General features: G+C 62.3%; 18 protein-coding genes. 6 read left to right on the plus strand and 12 right to left on the minus strand.

Translation table 11 applies throughout. The annotated features are described in order from the left end of the window. Window positions 1–34 precede the first annotated feature (34 nt). From RMN99_RS05270 to RMN99_RS05295, 6 genes are all read right to left on the minus strand, one after another. Window positions 35–598: an HNH endonuclease gene (locus RMN99_RS05270; RefSeq protein ID WP_309622248.1), complete on the minus strand. Its 564-nt coding sequence runs from the start codon at window positions 596–598 to the stop codon at window positions 35–37. Next, window positions 586–1,545: a DNA cytosine methyltransferase gene (locus RMN99_RS05275; protein ID WP_309622249.1), complete on the minus strand. Its 960-nt coding sequence runs from the start codon at window positions 1,543–1,545 to the stop codon at window positions 586–588. The genes RMN99_RS05270 and RMN99_RS05275 overlap by 13 nt, the downstream gene beginning before the upstream one ends. 50 nt (window positions 1,546–1,595) lie before the next feature. Continuing rightward, a complete protein-coding gene (locus tag RMN99_RS05280; protein ID WP_309622250.1) occupies window positions 1,596–2,663 on the minus strand; it encodes a ribonucleotide-diphosphate reductase subunit beta in 1,068 nt (355 codons plus the stop codon). A gap of 102 nt (window positions 2,664–2,765) precedes the next feature. Then, window positions 2,766–3,242, minus strand: coding sequence for a PepSY-associated TM helix domain-containing protein (locus RMN99_RS05285; protein ID WP_309622251.1), 477 nt, complete (start codon window positions 3,240–3,242; stop codon window positions 2,766–2,768). 114 nt (window positions 3,243–3,356) lie between these two features. Then, window positions 3,357–3,872, minus strand: a complete 516-nt coding sequence (locus tag RMN99_RS05290) for a hypothetical protein (RefSeq protein ID WP_309622252.1) — start codon at window positions 3,870–3,872, stop codon at window positions 3,357–3,359. A gap of 26 nt (window positions 3,873–3,898) precedes the next feature. Further along, the gene (locus RMN99_RS05295) at window positions 3,899–5,821 is read right to left on the minus strand and encodes a ribonucleoside-diphosphate reductase subunit alpha (protein WP_405029557.1); all 1,923 of its coding nucleotides are present in this window, start codon (window positions 5,819–5,821) and stop codon (window positions 3,899–3,901) included. A gap of 671 nt (window positions 5,822–6,492) precedes the next feature. Between RMN99_RS05295 and RMN99_RS05300 the strand changes: the two genes are divergently transcribed. Together RMN99_RS05300 and RMN99_RS05305 are read left to right on the plus strand one after the other, a co-directional pair. Further along, window positions 6,493–6,753: a GlsB/YeaQ/YmgE family stress response membrane protein gene (locus RMN99_RS05300; protein WP_309622254.1), complete on the plus strand. Its 261-nt coding sequence runs from the start codon at window positions 6,493–6,495 to the stop codon at window positions 6,751–6,753. Further along, entirely contained in the window at window positions 6,750–7,367 is a 618-nt protein-coding gene (locus RMN99_RS05305) for a GNAT family N-acetyltransferase (RefSeq protein ID WP_309622255.1), read from the plus strand. The genes RMN99_RS05300 and RMN99_RS05305 overlap by 4 nt, the downstream gene beginning before the upstream one ends. A 16-nt stretch (window positions 7,368–7,383) precedes the next feature. Here RMN99_RS05305 and RMN99_RS05310 read toward each other — a convergent pair whose 3' ends face one another. The 6 genes from RMN99_RS05310 to RMN99_RS05335 form a co-directional block, all read right to left on the minus strand. After that, on the minus strand, window positions 7,384–7,767 hold the full coding sequence (locus tag RMN99_RS05310) for a hypothetical protein (protein WP_309622256.1): 384 nt from the start codon (window positions 7,765–7,767) through the stop codon (window positions 7,384–7,386). A gap of 56 nt (window positions 7,768–7,823) precedes the next feature. Continuing rightward, window positions 7,824–8,705 carry an alpha/beta fold hydrolase gene (locus RMN99_RS05315; RefSeq protein WP_309622257.1) on the minus strand — a complete coding sequence of 294 codons (882 nt, stop codon included), beginning with the start codon at window positions 8,703–8,705 and terminating at the stop codon, window positions 7,824–7,826. 80 nt (window positions 8,706–8,785) lie between these two features. Next, window positions 8,786–9,838 (minus strand): polyphosphate kinase 2, encoded by a 1,053-nt coding sequence (gene ppk2 / locus RMN99_RS05320; RefSeq protein WP_309622258.1) that lies wholly within the window; start codon window positions 9,836–9,838, stop codon window positions 8,786–8,788. Window positions 9,839–9,907: 69 nt separating this feature from the next. Beyond that, window positions 9,908–11,482 carry an L-aspartate oxidase gene (gene nadB / locus RMN99_RS05325; protein WP_309622259.1) on the minus strand — a complete coding sequence of 525 codons (1,575 nt, stop codon included), beginning with the start codon at window positions 11,480–11,482 and terminating at the stop codon, window positions 9,908–9,910. Next, window positions 11,479–11,874 (minus strand): DUF559 domain-containing protein, encoded by a 396-nt coding sequence (locus tag RMN99_RS05330; RefSeq protein ID WP_309622260.1) that lies wholly within the window; start codon window positions 11,872–11,874, stop codon window positions 11,479–11,481. The genes nadB and RMN99_RS05330 overlap by 4 nt, the downstream gene beginning before the upstream one ends. A 108-nt stretch (window positions 11,875–11,982) precedes the next feature. Then, window positions 11,983–12,924: an ABC transporter ATP-binding protein gene (locus tag RMN99_RS05335; protein WP_309622261.1), complete on the minus strand. Its 942-nt coding sequence runs from the start codon at window positions 12,922–12,924 to the stop codon at window positions 11,983–11,985. A 131-nt stretch (window positions 12,925–13,055) separates the two neighbouring features. On the opposite strand from RMN99_RS05335, the gene RMN99_RS05340 reads away from it, so the two are divergent. The 4 genes from RMN99_RS05340 to RMN99_RS05355 are packed head-to-tail and all read left to right on the plus strand — an operon-like array spanning window position 13,056 to window position 15,839. Continuing rightward, the gene (locus tag RMN99_RS05340) at window positions 13,056–13,649 is read left to right on the plus strand and encodes a DUF4402 domain-containing protein (RefSeq protein WP_309622262.1); all 594 of its coding nucleotides are present in this window, start codon (window positions 13,056–13,058) and stop codon (window positions 13,647–13,649) included. A gap of 39 nt (window positions 13,650–13,688) precedes the next feature. Continuing rightward, entirely contained in the window at window positions 13,689–13,922 is a 234-nt protein-coding gene (locus RMN99_RS05345) for a zinc-finger domain-containing protein (RefSeq protein WP_309622263.1), read from the plus strand. Between the two features lie 18 nt (window positions 13,923–13,940). After that, window positions 13,941–15,377: a metalloprotease TldD gene (gene tldD, locus RMN99_RS05350; RefSeq protein WP_309622264.1), complete on the plus strand. Its 1,437-nt coding sequence runs from the start codon at window positions 13,941–13,943 to the stop codon at window positions 15,375–15,377. 60 nt (window positions 15,378–15,437) lie between these two features. After that, on the plus strand, window positions 15,438–15,839 hold the full coding sequence (locus RMN99_RS05355; RefSeq protein WP_309622265.1) for a hypothetical protein: 402 nt from the start codon (window positions 15,438–15,440) through the stop codon (window positions 15,837–15,839). Window positions 15,840–15,948 lie beyond the last annotated feature (109 nt).

Genomic DNA, 15,948 nt, shown 5'->3' on the forward strand with positions numbered 1-15,948 from the left:
AGAGTTTGGGGGTTAAGTAGAGTGTAATCGCAACCTAAGAAAACTTCGATTTAAGCCATTCAAAGAGCATGATTTGCTCGTCGCGACCCGCGCGCCTTACTTGGGACAATAGCCATATGCCGCTGGGTTTTTCGCCTGTTACATTCTTCGCACCCTGGTTGCACGTTGAACATAGGGATCGCAAATTCGCTAGTTCGTCTCTGCCACCGAGGCTTTTGTCCACGATATGTCCGATATGCAGGCGCACTTTTCGATCCGTGAAAGGATCAACATCGCCCGGAGTTAACCCGCACATCTGACAGGTGAAGCCATTTCGATCCAAAACCTCAGCTCTCAGCTTGGCGGAAATTGATCGAGAAAATTTAACGTCCCTCCTAGGTGGAGGAATTTCCTTGAGAAGATACTCCCCAGGCTTCAGCTCCGCGCTGTCATTGTGCGTCAGTATTGGCCAGCCTTCTTCATCCCGAAGCTCGCGAGTTCGACGGCCAAATTCAGACGCGCCATTGGCTGCCGCTTGCAATTCGGCTGACTGAATCACGCGACCTACATTGGCCAAAAGAAAGCGCCGGATTCCTTCTTTTGAACCTACGCGACGCATTTCTGCATCCCAAATGCACGCTGCGCAGAAAGCGCGATCCGAAGATTTTGAGCGACTGCGCGAGCGACAGGCGGCGGGAACGCGTTGCCAACTTGCCGGTAGGCGGTAGTTTTTCGACCATAGAACTGCCAGCTATCAGGAAATCCTTGAATCCGGGCAACCATGCGAAGGGTCAGTCGTGGCATACCGCAAAAATCGCCATCTGGCGCTGCCTCAGCAATAGAACGACCTTCAACTCCCAAAGCAGCCCAAGCTTTCCGTGCGCGTGTCGGACCAAGATCAGGACCGCCATGTTTTTTCGAACCGCCAACAATCGTTGGAGCAATATCGTTGGCATGTTCGGCCCAACGCCGCGCGCCGGCCCAGCCATTTGCGGCCATCAGGTCTTGAAGTGTCGCGCCCACCGTGGCTGGATTGTGGGGCTGGACCTCGGGCCAATCGAATGCCTCGACCAGGTCATTGCGGATCGCGACAATGACGACCCTTGGCCTTAGCTGCGGTACGCCGAAATCAGACGAATTCAACAGACGCCAGTCAATGGTGTAGCCAAGCTTTTTGAATTCGGACTTCAGGAACAGCCGATAATCTTCAAAGACTGGAGACAGAAATCCCCGAACGTTCTCAATCATGACCGCCTTGGGTTTGATCTCATCGATGAGCCGGATCGCAGCCGGGAAAAGGTTCCGTTCGTCGTTTTCACCAAGCTGCTTTCCAGCCACCGAAAACGGGGGGCATGGCAGGCCCGCCGTTAGCAAGTCCATTCCCTTGAATGGACGACCGTCGAACACGTTCATATCTTCCGAACGCACATCCCATTGCGGCCTATTTAACTGCAATGTCTTGCAGAAATCGCCCTCGATCTCGACAAGCGCGGTGTGACGGAAACCAGCTTGCTCCAGTCCCAACGCCTGGCCGCCGGCGCCCGCACAAAATTCGATCGAATGCATGACTCGCTCCTTTGAGCGCACAGGTTATGTTCTTATTTCGTTCTCGTCAATCACTCCGCCGCGTTCACGCCCGCAGCAAACATATCCGGCTCGTTCGCCGGATCGGCGCCCACGTCATTCGCGCCTTCAACGTCGCCCTTGGCCTTGCGCCTTGAGTCAAAGCTCGACCACACATCGTTCCAGTTGCCGCGCGTGGCGGCCTTGGAATACTCCGTGGCGCGGGTTTCGAAGAAGTTGGCGTGTTCTACGCCGTTGAGCAGCGGCGAGAGCCAGGGCAGGGGGTGGTCTTCGATCATGTAGATCGCGGGCAGGCCCAGCTGGCTCAGCCGCCAATCGGCGATGTAGCGGATGTAGCGCTTGATTTCCTTGGGGCTCATCCCCGGCACCGGGCCGAGCTCGAACGCCAGATCGATGAAATTGTCTTCCAGCCGCACGGTCTTCTGGCAGCAATCGATTATGTCTTCCTTGACCGCCTTGGTCAGGCACTGGCGCTCGGCGCAGAAGGCGTGGAACAGCTTGATGATGCCTTCGCAGTGCAGCGATTCATCGCGCACCGACCACGAGACGATCTGGCCCATGCCCTTCATCTTGTTGAAGCGCGGGAAATTCATCAGCATGGCGAAGCTGGCGAACAGCTGCATGCCTTCGGTAAAGCCGCCGAACATCGCCAGCGTGCGCGCGATATCCTCGTCGCTATCGACCCCGAAGGTGTGCATGTAGCTGCACTTTTCGGCCATTTCGGTATATTCGAGGAAGGCGCTGTATTCGCTTTCGGGCATGCCGATGGTGTCGAGCAGGTGGCTGTAGGCCGCGATATGCACGGTTTCCATGTTGCTGAACGCGGCCAGCATCATCTTGACTTCGGTCGGCTTGAACACCCGGCCGTACTGCTCGTGATAGCAGTTCTGCACCTCGATATCGGCCTGGGTGAAGAAGCGGAAGATCTGCGTCAGCAGGTTCTTCTCATGCTCGGAGAGTTTCTGCGCCCAATCGCGGCAGTCTTCGCCCAAAGGCACTTCCTCGGGCATCCAGTGGACCTGCTGCTGGCGCTTCCAGAATTCGTAAGCCCACGGGTATTCGAACGGCTTGTAGCTTTTGCGGGCTTCGAGAAGGGGCATCTTACGACTCCGGATTGGAACGACTGGAAAGGATAGCGCAGAACGCCGTGCGGCGCGATTGCGGCGCGGGCGATTGGCTGGGGATAGGGCTGTGAAGAGCGCTCACTTCCAGAACCAGCCGGGCTTGTGATTGGCGGTGCGGCGGTGCGACCACATGCGCAGGTACATCCACAGGCCTGAAAAGGCGAAGAACACCAACGCCAGGCCCGAGAGGATCGAGATTGCCGTGCCCAGCGGCCCGAACTCCTCGCCCGAATGCAGGTGATGAAGATAGCCGACCCAGGCCCGCGCGCCATTGGGATCGGGCTTGGGCCGGCAAATCATCTCGGCCGGGCAGACGAAGGCCTTGGGCGCCGGAGCCAGCTGCTCCTCGTGCGCGCGCGCTGCAGGCACCAGCGCCGCGCCCACCGCCGCCGCCTGCCGCGCTGCGGGGGAACGTTCGCCCTCGGCTACCAGATCGGCGATCTGGCTCATCACCCCCGTAACCGCGATCCACAGCAGGAACACTCCGAACAGAACCGAGAGCCAGCGGTGCCATCTGCGCATTGGTTGCATATCCTTGTTGCGATTGATTCGCATTATCAAGCAGACTGCCGCACGAATGGCAAGCGGCTGCCGTGTCGCGATTTGTAATTGCTGGAGGTGTCACGGGTTCAGGCCCGATTTTTGATGGCAGCCCATGACTTTCCGGCCTCAAGACTTGCCGAGATCGGCAACGCAGGCCATCAGCGCGTCGATCGCGCCGGATGCGCCCTGCAGCGGGAACGTGCCGACCGGATCGCCATCAAACGTGACGGTCATCGCGCTGGCCGTGCTGAGCGCGCTACGCACCGTTTCGCCTTCGCCCGCATACCAGATCGCAGCCACCGCCTCGGTCCCGCCGCCCAGCGGCATGGCATAGCCTTCCTTTGTACTCAGCGTGCGCAGGCCGCCGGGGGTGGTGAGGCGCAGCTCGACCTTGCCCTGGCGATCACCATCGGCCACCAGCGCGTCCCAGTTCTCGCTCGACAAGGCGATGCGGAACTCGCGCTTTTCATTCATATAGTGGAATCCCACCATCAGGTTCTTCTCGACGAACCGGGCCACATAGCAGCCAGTTCCGGCATCGAAGGGTTCGGCTTCCCAGCCATCAAGCTGCGCGCTCCCGGCGGCGACCGGGGCGAACAGCGCGGCAAGGCCCAGCGCGGCGCAAAGCAGGCGGTGTTGCATCGATCAGTCCCTTGTTGCGGCCCGGCCTACTGGCAGCTCAGGCATTCATCGTAATCGGTGGTCGGCAGCTCATAGATGGCCGGCTCGGCGGTATTGTCGGCTTCCACGCCGCCCGCAAACCCTGCTCGTTGGACAGATTTGGAGCGCAGATAATAGAGGCTTTTGATACCCTTTTCCCATGCCTGAAAGTGCAGCATCGCCAGATCCCACTTGTCGACATCGGCCGGGATATAGAGGTTGAGCGACTGCGCCTGATCGATGAACGGGGTGCGATCGGCGGCGAATTCGAGCAGCCAGCGCTGGTCAATCTCGAAGCTGGTCTTGAACACCGCCTTTTCCTCTGGCGAGAGGAAATCGAGATGCTGGACCGAGCCGCCGTGTTCAAGGATCGTGTTCCACACCGCGGTCGAATCCTTGCTCTTCGCCTGCAGCAGCCCCTCAAGATAGGGGTTCTTTACCACGAAGCTGCCCGACAGCGTCTTGTGAGTATAGATGTTGGCCGGGATCGGTTCGATGCAGGCGCTGGTGCCGCCGCAGATGATCGAGATCGACGCGGTGGGCGCGATCGCCATCTTGCAGCTGAAGCGCTGCATCACGCCCATGTCGGCAGCATCGGGGCAGGCGCCGCGTTCCTGCGCCAGCAACAAGCTGGCTTCGTCCGCCTTCGCGGCGATGTGCTTGAACATGTTGAGGTTGAAGGCCTTGGCCAGCGCGCTTTCAAAGCCGATGTTCTTCTTCTGCAGGAAAGAGTGGAACCCCATCACCCCCATGCCGACGCTGCGTTCGCGCATCGCCGAATATTTGGCGCGGGCCATTTCTTCGGGCGCGCGGTCGATATAGTCCTGCAGCACATTATCGAGGAAGCGCAGCACGTCTTCGACGAACCGGTCCTCGCCCTTCCACTCGTCCCAGGTTTCGAGGTTGAGCGACGACAGGCAGCACACCGCGGTCCGGTCATTGCCAAGGTGATCGACCCCGGTCGGCAGGGTGATTTCGCTGCACAGGTTCGAGGTCGAAACCTTGAGCCCCAGATCGCGGTGATGCTTGGGCATCATCCGGTTCACCGTATCGGAGAACACGATATAGGGCTCGCCCGTGGCCAGGCGGGTTTCCACCAGCTTCTGGAACAGCGAACGCGCATCGACCGTGGCGCGGATCGAACCGTCCTTGGGGCTGCGCAGATGGAATTCGGCGCCTTCGCGCACCGCTTCCATGAAATCATCGGTCAGCAGCACGCCGTGGTGCAGGTTCAAAGCCTTGCGGTTGAAATCGCCCGAAGGCTTGCGGATTTCGAGGAATTCCTCGATTTCCGGGTGGCTGACGTCGAGATAGCAGGCAGCCGATCCGCGGCGCAGGCTGCCTTGCGAGATCGCCAGAGTCAGGCTGTCCATCACCCGGACAAACGGGATGATCCCGCTGGTCTTGCCGTTAAGCCCAACCGGCTCGCCAATTCCGCGGACATTGCCCCAATAGGTGCCGATCCCGCCGCCGCGGCTGGCCAGCCAGACGTTCTCGTTCCAGGTGCCGACGATCCCTTCGAGGCTGTCAGACACCGAATTGAGATAGCAGCTAATCGGCAGACCGCGATTGGTGCCGCCGTTCGACAGCACCGGAGTGGCGGGCATGAACCACAGCCGGCTGATGTAATCATACAGCCGCTGGGCATGGGCTTCATCATCGGCATAGGCAGCGGCGACGCGCGCAAACAGATCCTGATAACGTTCGCCGGGCAGCAGATAACGATCGTCGAGCGTATCCTTGCCGAAATCCGTCAGCAACGCATCGCGGGCGTGATCGGTCTCGATCGCGAAGCGGCGGTCGTGGATTGCCTTGGAATCGTGCTCCTCGGGCGCTGCGGCCTTGGCCATGCCGGCCAGCGCGCCCTGCAGCGCATTGGCGCCCAGCTGTTCCACCAGGGCCTCGCTGCCCGGATCGGTCTTGTCAGCCATCGTAACTGCCGGTGCCCTTCCCTTGGTTTGATTGTCGGTCCTGGCGTCCCCGGTTGCCAGCGCAGCGTCTACATCGGCCATGCTCGGCTCGTCTCCGTTCCTGAATTCCACCCTGGACCCCCGTCTTCGTAATTGCGGCGCACACGGCGCCTTTGTTCCACATTCGTTCGAATCGGCGGCAAGCGCCAGTCCTACCACTGCCATGAGAACGAAACGAGAAAAACTTATCCCGAAACGTTCCCCAGCCCTGCCCCCAAGTGCCCCCACCAGGCCCGAATCCGCCCCCGGTGCGCGAACCGCGCTCCCTGGCTTGAATCAAGGTCTAGTAGGTCTGCCCCCAAGCTGGCCCACTATCCATAGTGCCGTATCCTGATTCGCGCGCAAGAGGGTAAATGCGCCGTTCACCCTGCCAGGCAGTCATGCACAGCCTTGTGGGCACTGCCGCGCTGCAGCGACGCGCGGGAAATCCGCCACTGGTGATGAGCGCAAGAGTCAAAATGGATTTTGAAAAATATTTTTACCCGGAATCGCCCCGGCGCGGCGTTGACACGGATAGAATCGAGCCGCGCAATCTTGTTGCGCCCGCGCACCGTTTGACGCTTGTGACGCAGCCCGCTTGATCCGCGTCGCCGAGTGGCTATCTGATGTGTACCGCAACGCAGGAGCCATCCATGATCAACCTTATCGGCAATATCATTTCGGGCTTCTTCGTCGGCCTGATCGCCCGCTGGGTCTATTGGGGCGATAACGACATGGGCTTCTGGATGACCAGCCTGCTCGGCATTGGCGGAGCGCTGCTGGTGGGCGTGCTGGCCAGCCTTACAAACGGGCAGGGCATCCGCGAAGGTTACAACCGGGCCGGCTGCATTGGATCAATCGTCGGCGCGATGGTGCTGATCTACATCGGCAACCGGATGGGCTGGCACTTTTGAGCGCGCCGCCGCCGCGCCCGCTGCCCGATATTGCCGCGCCGCCGCGCACTGCCCGCGCAGCGATGATCGCAACGCTGGCGCGCGCTTTTGCCGATGATCCGGCGATGGCGTGGATCATGCCCGATCCAGCAGTGCGCGCCGCGCGGCTGCCCAGGCTGTTTGCGCTGCTGGTCGATGATGAATTTGCGTCCGGATGGGCGCTGGCCTCACCGCACAGCGAAGCGGTGACGCTGTGGCGGGGCAGCGAGGCGGTGCACGGATCGCTGTGGGATCTGGTGCGCGCCTTGCCCGCGTTCTGGTCGGCGCTTGGCACCAATCTGCCGCGCGCGCTGGCGGTCAGCACCGCGCTCGACACGCACCACCCCGCGGGCCAGACCTACGATTACCTGCACTTCGCCGGCGTCGATCCAGCCTTTCAGGGCTGCGGCTGGGGCGGGGCGGCAATTCGCGCCGGGCTGGCGCGGGCAAAGGCGCGCGGCCGCTCGGTCTATCTTGAAACCGCCACGCCTGAAAACGTCGGGCTTTATCAGGCACTGGGCTTTGCCGTGATCGAGGAGTGGAAAGTGCCTAAAGGCGGGCCGCATTTCTGGTCGATGTGGTGGGCGGGCGCCTAGCAGCCTCGACGGACGATCAATTGTGCGCGGCGGGCTGCGTCTTCGTTTCTGCGAGCAACTTGGCCAGGTCGTCCTGCTGCAAGCGCGCAAGATCACCGCCTGCAGCATCGCTTGCCGCTTTGCTGCCGTTACCTTCGCCGTAGATCTTGTAGGCACCGTCCAGCGGCGTGAGGATAAAGTAGAAGGGCGACGCCGGATTGCCGGAAGCCGAGATGACAACCATCGAGCGCCCATCGTCGCAACTGTACACTAGCCAGTCCGTCCCGCCGAATTGGCGCTGGACCGGGCCTGTTTCGCACGTCAACGGAGCAGGTGCCTGCGGCTCAGCGTGCGCCGCTGCTGCCGACAGTGCCAATACCAGGGCGGCAATCAGGCGTGGTCTCATCTGCTTCACCTTCATGTTAATTGTGGTCTGATTTCAGAAGAGTGCACAATTGAACGCATAGTTACGGCGGCCTACTTGGCGTGCCCCGCAATCGCATCGGCAATCCGGTCAACCAGCTCCAGCGGCAAATCGTGGCCCATGCCGGGAACCTCGAGCAGCTTGGCGCCGGGGATCGCCGCAGCGGTATCGCGCCCGCCTTCGACGGGGACCAGCGGATCGTCGGCGCCGTGGATCACCAGCGTCGGGGTGGTGACCTTGGCCAGCCGCTTGCGGCGATCGCCATCGGCCATGATCGCGCTGATCTGGCGGGCGGCGCCTTCGGGGAAGAAGCTGCGGTTGAAATCGCGGGTAATATTGGCGCGCAGACGCTCTTCGCTGGCCGGGTAGGCGGGCGAGCCGATGGCGCGGTTGACGTGCAGGCCGATCGGCAGCACTTGTTCAAGCGTGGCATCAGCCGGGGCGCGATTCAGCAGCGCTTTCATCGCCTCAGGCCTGGCGGGCGGCACACGGCGATTGCCGGTGGTCGACATGATCGAGGTCATCGACAGCAGTTTGTCGGGATGATTCACCGCCATCAGCTGGACGATCATCCCGCCCATCGAAGCGCCGACCACGTGGGCCTTGGCGATCCCCAAGGCATCAAGCAGCCCGGCGGCATCGTCTGCCATGTCACCCAGCGAATAAGGGGTGCGCGGGCGCAGGCCCAGCATCCTGAGCAGCGCAACCCGTTTGAAGTTCGGAACGCCGTGCTCGCTGAATTTCTGGCTGAGCCCGATATCGCGGTTATCGTGGCGGATCACGTAATAGCCGCGCTGGACCAACGCCTTGACCAGTTCCATCGGCCACAGCGTCAACTGCGCGCCCAGCCCCATCACCAGCAGCAGCGGGGGATTTTTGGGATCGCCGTGGGTTTCGTATTCTAGACTTATTCCGTTGGCCTGGATCTGCGGCATGTCTGCTCCCCGGTTGTGATTTGCGTGGGAGGATTAACGGCAATCGGGCGAGACACAATCTCCTCTGCCACCTGGCAGGATCAGGCGGGCGGCGGAACCTCGCCGCTTTCGCGGATGGCATTGGCGCGGCCGACCAGCAGCGCATCGACCGTGCCGATGATCCCCAGATCCTTGCCGTCATATGCGAAAGCGCTCAGGATATGGCGCATCGCGTTGAGCCGGGCGCGCTTCTTGTCGTCGCTTTTGATCACGGTCCAGGGGCAGGCATCGGTATCGGTGGCGGCGAACATCGCTTCCTTGGCGCGGGTATAGTCGTCCCACTTGTCGAGGCTGGCGAGATCGATTGACGAGAGTTTCCACTGCTTGAGCGGGTGGACCTTGCGTTCGGTAAAGCGGCGCAATTGCTCCGCGCGGCTGACCGAAAACCAGAACTTGAACAGGTGGATCCCGCCGCGCACCAGGTTGGCTTCGAATTCGGGGGCTTCGCGCAGGAACGAGCGGTATTCGGCGTCGGTGCAGAACCCCATCACCCGTTCCACGCCGGCGCGGTTGTACCACGAACGGTCGAACATCACGATTTCGCCGCTGGTCGGCAGGTGCGCGGCATAGCGCTGGAAGTACCATTGCCCGCGCTCGATCTCGTTGGGCTTTTCCAGCGCCACCACACGCGCGCCGCGCGGGTTCATGTGTTCCATGAAGCGCTTGATCGTACCGCCCTTGCCGGCCGCGTCGCGTCCTTCGAACAGGATCACCACCCGGTTGCCGGTCTCGCGGACCCAGGTCTGGAATTTGAGGAGCTCGGCCTGAAGCAGGAATTTCTCGCGCTCGTAATCCTTGCGCAGCATCTTGTACTTGTAGGGATAGCCGCCCAGCTGCCAGCCCGGGGCCAGCTCGTCGCTGGTCTGGCGCAGCGGAATGCTGGTTTCAGGCAGTCCCAGCAGCGCGCGAAGCCGGACCGCATCATCGGGGGCCGAACCGGCAATCAGCGCCTCGATATCGGCCAGGGTGCCGCGTCTGGCCACCGCTTCGGCCGCGGCCAGCGCGCCTTGCTGCGCAGCCAGCACGCGCTCGGCGGCAATGCCTTTTGCCAGCGCATCGGCGGGATCGGGTTTATCGGCTGTATCGTCGCTCATCACTGTCCTGCCACGGTGCGGCACAATTGTTACGGTTTGATTTCACATCGGCGAATGACGCCACGCGCTTCAGGGTACCAGCACCGTATCCTTCGCCTCTGCAAGCATTTCAGGATAATCGAGCGTATAGTGCAGCCCGCGGCTTTCGTGGCGCTGCAGCGCGGACCGCACGATCAGTTCGGCGCATTGCAGCAGATTGCGCAGCTCGATCAGGTCGGTCGAAACGCGGAAGTGGGCGTAGTATTCCTCGACCTCGTCGGTCAGCATCTGGATCCGGTGCTTGGCCCGTTCAAGCCGCTTGGTGGTCCGCACGATGCCGACATAGTTCCACATGAAACGGCGGATTTCGGTCCAGTTCTGCTGGATCACCACTTCCTCGTCGCTGTCGGTGACGCGGCTTTCGTCCCAGCCGCGGACTGGCGGCGGGGCCTCGAAGCTGTCCCACCGGGCGAGGATATCGCTGGCCGCCGCTTCGCCGAACACGAAGCATTCGAGCAGCGAGTTGGAGGCGAGCCGGTTGGCCCCGTGGAGCCCGCTTTCGGTGCATTCGCCCGCCGCATAAAGCCCGGGCAGGTCGGTCCGGCCGGCCAGGTCGATCACGATCCCGCCGCAGGTATAATGCTGCGCGGGCACCACCGGGATCGGCCCCTTGGTCATATCTATGCCAAGGCCGAGCAGCTTTTCATGGATGTTGGGGAAATGCTCGCGCACGAATTCCGGCGGCTGATGGCTGATATCGAGGTGGACGTAGTCAAGCCCGTCGCGCTTGATCTCGCTGTCGTTGGCGCGCGCCACGATATCGCGCGGGGCGAGTTCCGCGCGTTCGTCGTAATCGGGCATATAGCGGTGCCCGGTGCGGGGGTTGAGCAGGTGCCCGCCTTCGCCGCGCACCGCCTCGGTAATCAGGAAGTTCTTGACGTCGAGGTTGTAGAGGCAGGTCGGGTGGAACTGCATCATTTCCATGTTGCCGACCCGCGCGCCCGCGCGCCAGGCCATCGCGATCCCGTCGCCCGTGGCCCCGCGCGGGGCGGTGCTGAACTGATAGACCCGGCCCGCCCCGCCGGTCGCCAGCACCGTGGCGCGCGCGGTGTGCGCTTCAACCTTGCCGGTCTGCGCATTGAGGGCATAGACCCCCCAGACCCGCCCCGAACCGGAATAGCGTTCCTCGTGCTTGCCGGTGATCAGATCGATGCACGACTGGTGCGGCAACAGCGTGATGCCCGGATGGGCAGCGGCAGCCTTGAGCAAGGCTTCCTGCACCGCCCAACCGGTCGCATCGGCCACGTGGACGATCCGGCGATGGCTGTGTCCGCCTTCGCGGGTGAGGTGAAGCGCGCTGCCTTCATGGTTGAACGGCACACCAAGATCGATCAGCCGCTGGATCGCGTGCGGGGCCTGTTCGATCACGAATTCGACCGTTTCCAGCCGGTTGTGCCCCGCGCCCGCGACCATCGTATCGCGGATGTGGTTTTCGAACGTATCACCCGCATCAAGCACCGCGGCGATCCCGCCCTGCGCCCAGGCGGTCGACCCGCCGGTCAGCTCGCCCTTTGCAAGGACCAGCACCTTGAGCCTGTCGGCCAGCGCCAAGGCTGCGGTCAGGCCGGCGGCGCCCGAGCCAACAATGATGACGTCGTGGGTCATATACCCCCCTCCCGCTTGCGGGAGGGGTTGGGGGTGGGCCAGTCGGCCAGCGCGCGAATGATTGCAGTTACCACGCCCTCGACATTGCCCAGCACTTCAGCATTTGTGAAGTGCAATACGCGGTAGCCATGTTCGACGAGATAGCGATCACGATAAATGTCACGTTCCGGTTGGACGTCATGCGAGAAGCCATCCAGCTCAACAATCAACATCAGTTCGCGGCACAGGAAATCGGCGTAGAAAGGACCGGCTGGCGTATGGCGGCTGAACTTCACGCCCAGCTGGGAACGTGCAAGATATTGCCACAGCAGACGCTCGGCTGGCGTTGCGGCGTTGCGCAATTCGCGGGCACGGTTGGTGTCTCGATCGCGAAACTTGCCTTGGTTCCTCACTGCCCCACCCCTAACCCCTCCCGCAAGCGGGAGGGGAACTGTGTCGCGCTTTCTTCCCCCCTCCCGCTTGCGGGAGGGATTCGGGCGGGTAAGTCAGCAATCGCAAAACTACCCCGCCGCCGCACTGGTCAGATGCACGAACACATCCTCCAGATCAGCCTCGCGGGTGGTCACGTCGATGATCCCCAACCCTTGCGCCTGGACCGCGGCCAGCACTTCGCCGGCGTTGCTGCGGTCCTTGTCATAGGTGATCTCGATCGTGCGCTCGCCGGTCTTTTCGCTTTTGAGGAACGCGGCATGTTCGGGCAGTTTGACTACATCCCCGTCAAGCGTCACCACCACCACCTTTTCGCGCGCCATTTCAACCAGTTCGCGGGTCGGCTTGTTGGCGATCAGCTGGCCGTGGTTGATGATCGCGATCCGGTCACACAGCTGTTCGGCTTCCTCGAGGTAGTGGGTGGTGAGGACCAACGTCACGCCGCCTGCATTGAGTTCGCTGACCAGTTCCCACAATTGCCGCCGCAGTTCGACATCGACCCCGGCGGTCGGTTCATCGAGCACGATCACCGGCGGGGTGTGGACCAGCGCCTTGGCGATCAGCAGGCGGCGCTTCATCCCGCCCGAGAGCGTGCGGGCATAGGCATTGGCCTTGTCCGACAAGTGCACCTGGCCCAGCAGTTCCAGGCTTTTGCGCGCCGCCTTGGGCACGCCATAGAGCCCGGCCTGGTTTTCCAGCACTTCGAACGGGGTGAAGAACGGATCGAAGACGATTTCCTGCGGCACGATCCCGATCGAACGCTTGGCGTTGCGCACGTCCTTGTCGATATCGAAACCCCAGATGTCCGCGCTGCCGCTGGTCTTCATCACCAGCCCGGCGAGGATATTGATCAGCGTCGATTTGCCCGCGCCGTTGGGGCCGAGCAGGCCAAAGATCTGCCCTTGCGGCACATCGAAGCTGACGTCGTCGAGCGCCAGCTTGGCGGGGGCGTTTCCGGCCGGCGCATAGCACTTCACCAGGTTCTTGATCGAGATTGCTGCGGGCGATTCCATTTGCCCCGCTTAGCGCCAAGCCGTTCACATGGCAAAGCCCCGGATTTGCGGGGCGCGGCGGCAATCGTTACACCGGCATTAACCATAGCTAGTCAGAGCGTCTTCAGGCGCGATCACTAGGGCAGACCGTGATGAATTCGGGGGTAACCAATCAGGCCGGGCGTATCCGGACGGCGATGCGCGCATGTCTTGCGCTGCTGGCGCTTATCCTTTTTGCCGGACAGGCCCATGCCAAGGAAGTCGCCACGACGACGGCTTCGGCGCAGGCCACCGTGGTTGCGCCGCTGACGCTGATCAAGGTTTCCGATATCAACTTCGGCCGGGTCGCGGCGCGGACAACGGCGGGCACGGTGACGATCAACGTCAACACCGGGGCCTGTACCACCACCGGCGGCGTGATCCACCAGGGGGCCTGCCAGTTCGCCGAATTTGCCGGGATGGGCACCAAGAAGATGACGACGCGGATCCAGGTGCCCGGCTCGATCACGCTGACAGGGCCAGCCGGGGCGACCATGCTGGTCAATACCATCACGCTGGGCACCGCGCCCGAACTGCAGTTCATCGGCGGCAACGGCAACGGCCTGGGCAATGGCAACCGCCGCTATGAGATCGTGTCCAACACCGGGATTTTCACCTTCCGCGTGGCCGGCCGGCTCAATGTTGGGGCCAACCAGCGACCCGGGGTCTACACCGGCACCTTCAACATCGTGGTGCAATACCAGTAGGGTGTGGAAATGCCTGCGCGGCGCTGCTAGAGGCGTCGCATGAGCCAGTCGCCCGAAACCGCAATCGTCACCAGCACCCGTGTTTACTGCGATGGTGCTTCCGGAATTCCCGGCGGCGCGGCACTGGGCCATCCCAAGGTCTTCCTTGAAATTGACGAGCACGGCTATGTCGATTGCGGCTATTGCGACAAGCGCTTCGTGCTGAAGGGCGGCCCGGCGGATGGGGCCGATCAGCCCAGCCTGCCCGATATCGCCTCTGGCGCCAGCGTCTAACGTGCCTATATCGGGAGCATGACTGCTTCTGATCCCGCCGCCGCCCACCTGTTCCGCCAGCTTGATCCTGCGCGCGCGCAGGCGATCACCGCCGATGCCCTGAAGGCCTGCGATGATGGCGAACTCTATTTGCAGTTCACCGCTGCGGAAAGCTTCCTGTTTGACGACGGGCGGCTGAAAACCGCTGACTATTCGCGCGATGCCGGGTTCGGGCTGCGCGGGGTTTCGGGCGAGATGACTGGCTTTGCCCATGGCAACGAGATCAGTGAGGCGGCGATCCGCCGCGCCGGTGAAACGCTGCAACTGCTCGATCCGGCCACGGCCGCGCCCGCCGCGCCGCCGCGCCAGAACAACCGCCATCTTTATACCGCCGCATCGCCGCTTGATGGGATCGGTTTTGCCGAAAAGGTCAAGCTGCTCGAGATGATCGATGCCGCGGCGCGGGCCCGCGATCCGCGGGTGGTGCAGGTTTCGGCCAGCATTGCCGCCAACTGGTCGGTGATCGAAATCCTGCGCGCCGATGGTTTCCGCGCCGGCGATGTGCGCCCGATGGTGCGGCTCAACGTCGGGATCGTAGTGGAACGGGATGGCCGGCGCGAAACCGGCAGCTTCGGGATCGGCGGACGGCGGCTTTATGACGATCTGTTCGCACCCGAAACCTGGAACCGCGCGATCGACGAAGCGCTGGCGCAGGCACTGACCAATCTGGACAGCGTGGCCGCCCCGGCGGGCGAAATGACCGTGCTGGTCGGCCCCGGCTGGCCCGGCATTCTGCTCCACGAGGCGGTTGGCCATGGGCTCGAAGGTGATTTCAACCGCAAGGGCACCAGTGCCTTTTCGGGCCGGATTGGTGAGCGGGTCGGCGCGCCGGGGGTCACCGTGGTCGATGATGGGACCATGCTGGGGGCAAACGGGCAGGGCCGCCGCGGCTCGCTCTCGATCGACGATGAAGGCACGCCGACGCAGGAAAACGTGCTGATCGAGGATGGCATTCTGAAAGGCTATATGCAGGACCGCCTCAACGCCCGGCTGATGGGCGTGGCTGCCACCGGCAACGGACGGCGCGAAAACTATGCCCATGCGCCGATGCCGCGGATGACCAACACTTTCATGAAGGCCGGCAACGACGACCCAGCTGAACTGCTCAGCCGGGTGAAAAGCGGGATTTTTGCCAAGAGCTTTGGCGGCGGGCAGGTCGATATCGTCTCGGGCAAGTTCGTGTTTTCCTGCACCGAGGCCTACAAGATCGAGAACGGCAAGCTGGGCGCGCCGATCAAAGGTGCCACGCTGATCGGCGATGGCCCCACCGTGCTGACCCGGGTCAAAGGCATCGGCAACGATTTCGCGCTTGATGAAGGCGTCGGGGTCTGCGGCAAGGGCGGGCAAAGCGTTCCCGCCGGCGTTGGCCAGCCCACGCTGCTGGTTGAAGGGCTGACGGTGGGCGGCACGGGTTGAAGTTTTTCAGATTGGGTTCAGGATCGCGGTGTAGAGTGAAGCGGATAAAGGAACATAGCCATGCGTAAGATCGCCATTGCCCTTGTCTCGGCCGCTGCATTGCTGGCCGGCCCGGCGCTTGAAGCCCGCACCAAAATGACCCCGGATCAGGAACTGGCCAAGCTGCTTGCAGGCCGCGAGGCGGGAACCCCGCGCAGTTGTATTTCGCAGCACGATGCGCGCGATATTCGCGTGATTGATGGTACCGCGCTGGTCTTTGGCTGGGGCAACACCATCTGGGTCAACGTGCCGCGCAATGCCAGGGACGTCGATTCGGACGACGTGCTGTTTACGCGCAATTATGGCGGTCAGTTCTGCAGCCTCGACATCGTCCAGACGCTTGACCGGTCGAGCCATATGTTCAACGGATCGATCAGTCTTGGCGAATTCGTGCCGTATCGCCGGATCAAAGCCGCCAAGTAAGTCGCCTACGCTTCACAGCGAGTCGCCGTCCGGAGCAATCCGGGCGGCGGTTTTCGTGTGGTCAAACGGTGGCTTGACTCTGTGCGCAATCTTTTTAGGGTAAACACCC

Origin of the sequence: Novosphingobium sp. (assembly GCF_031417815.1) — a bacterium.
GTDB lineage: Bacteria > Pseudomonadota > Alphaproteobacteria > Sphingomonadales > Sphingomonadaceae > Novosphingobium.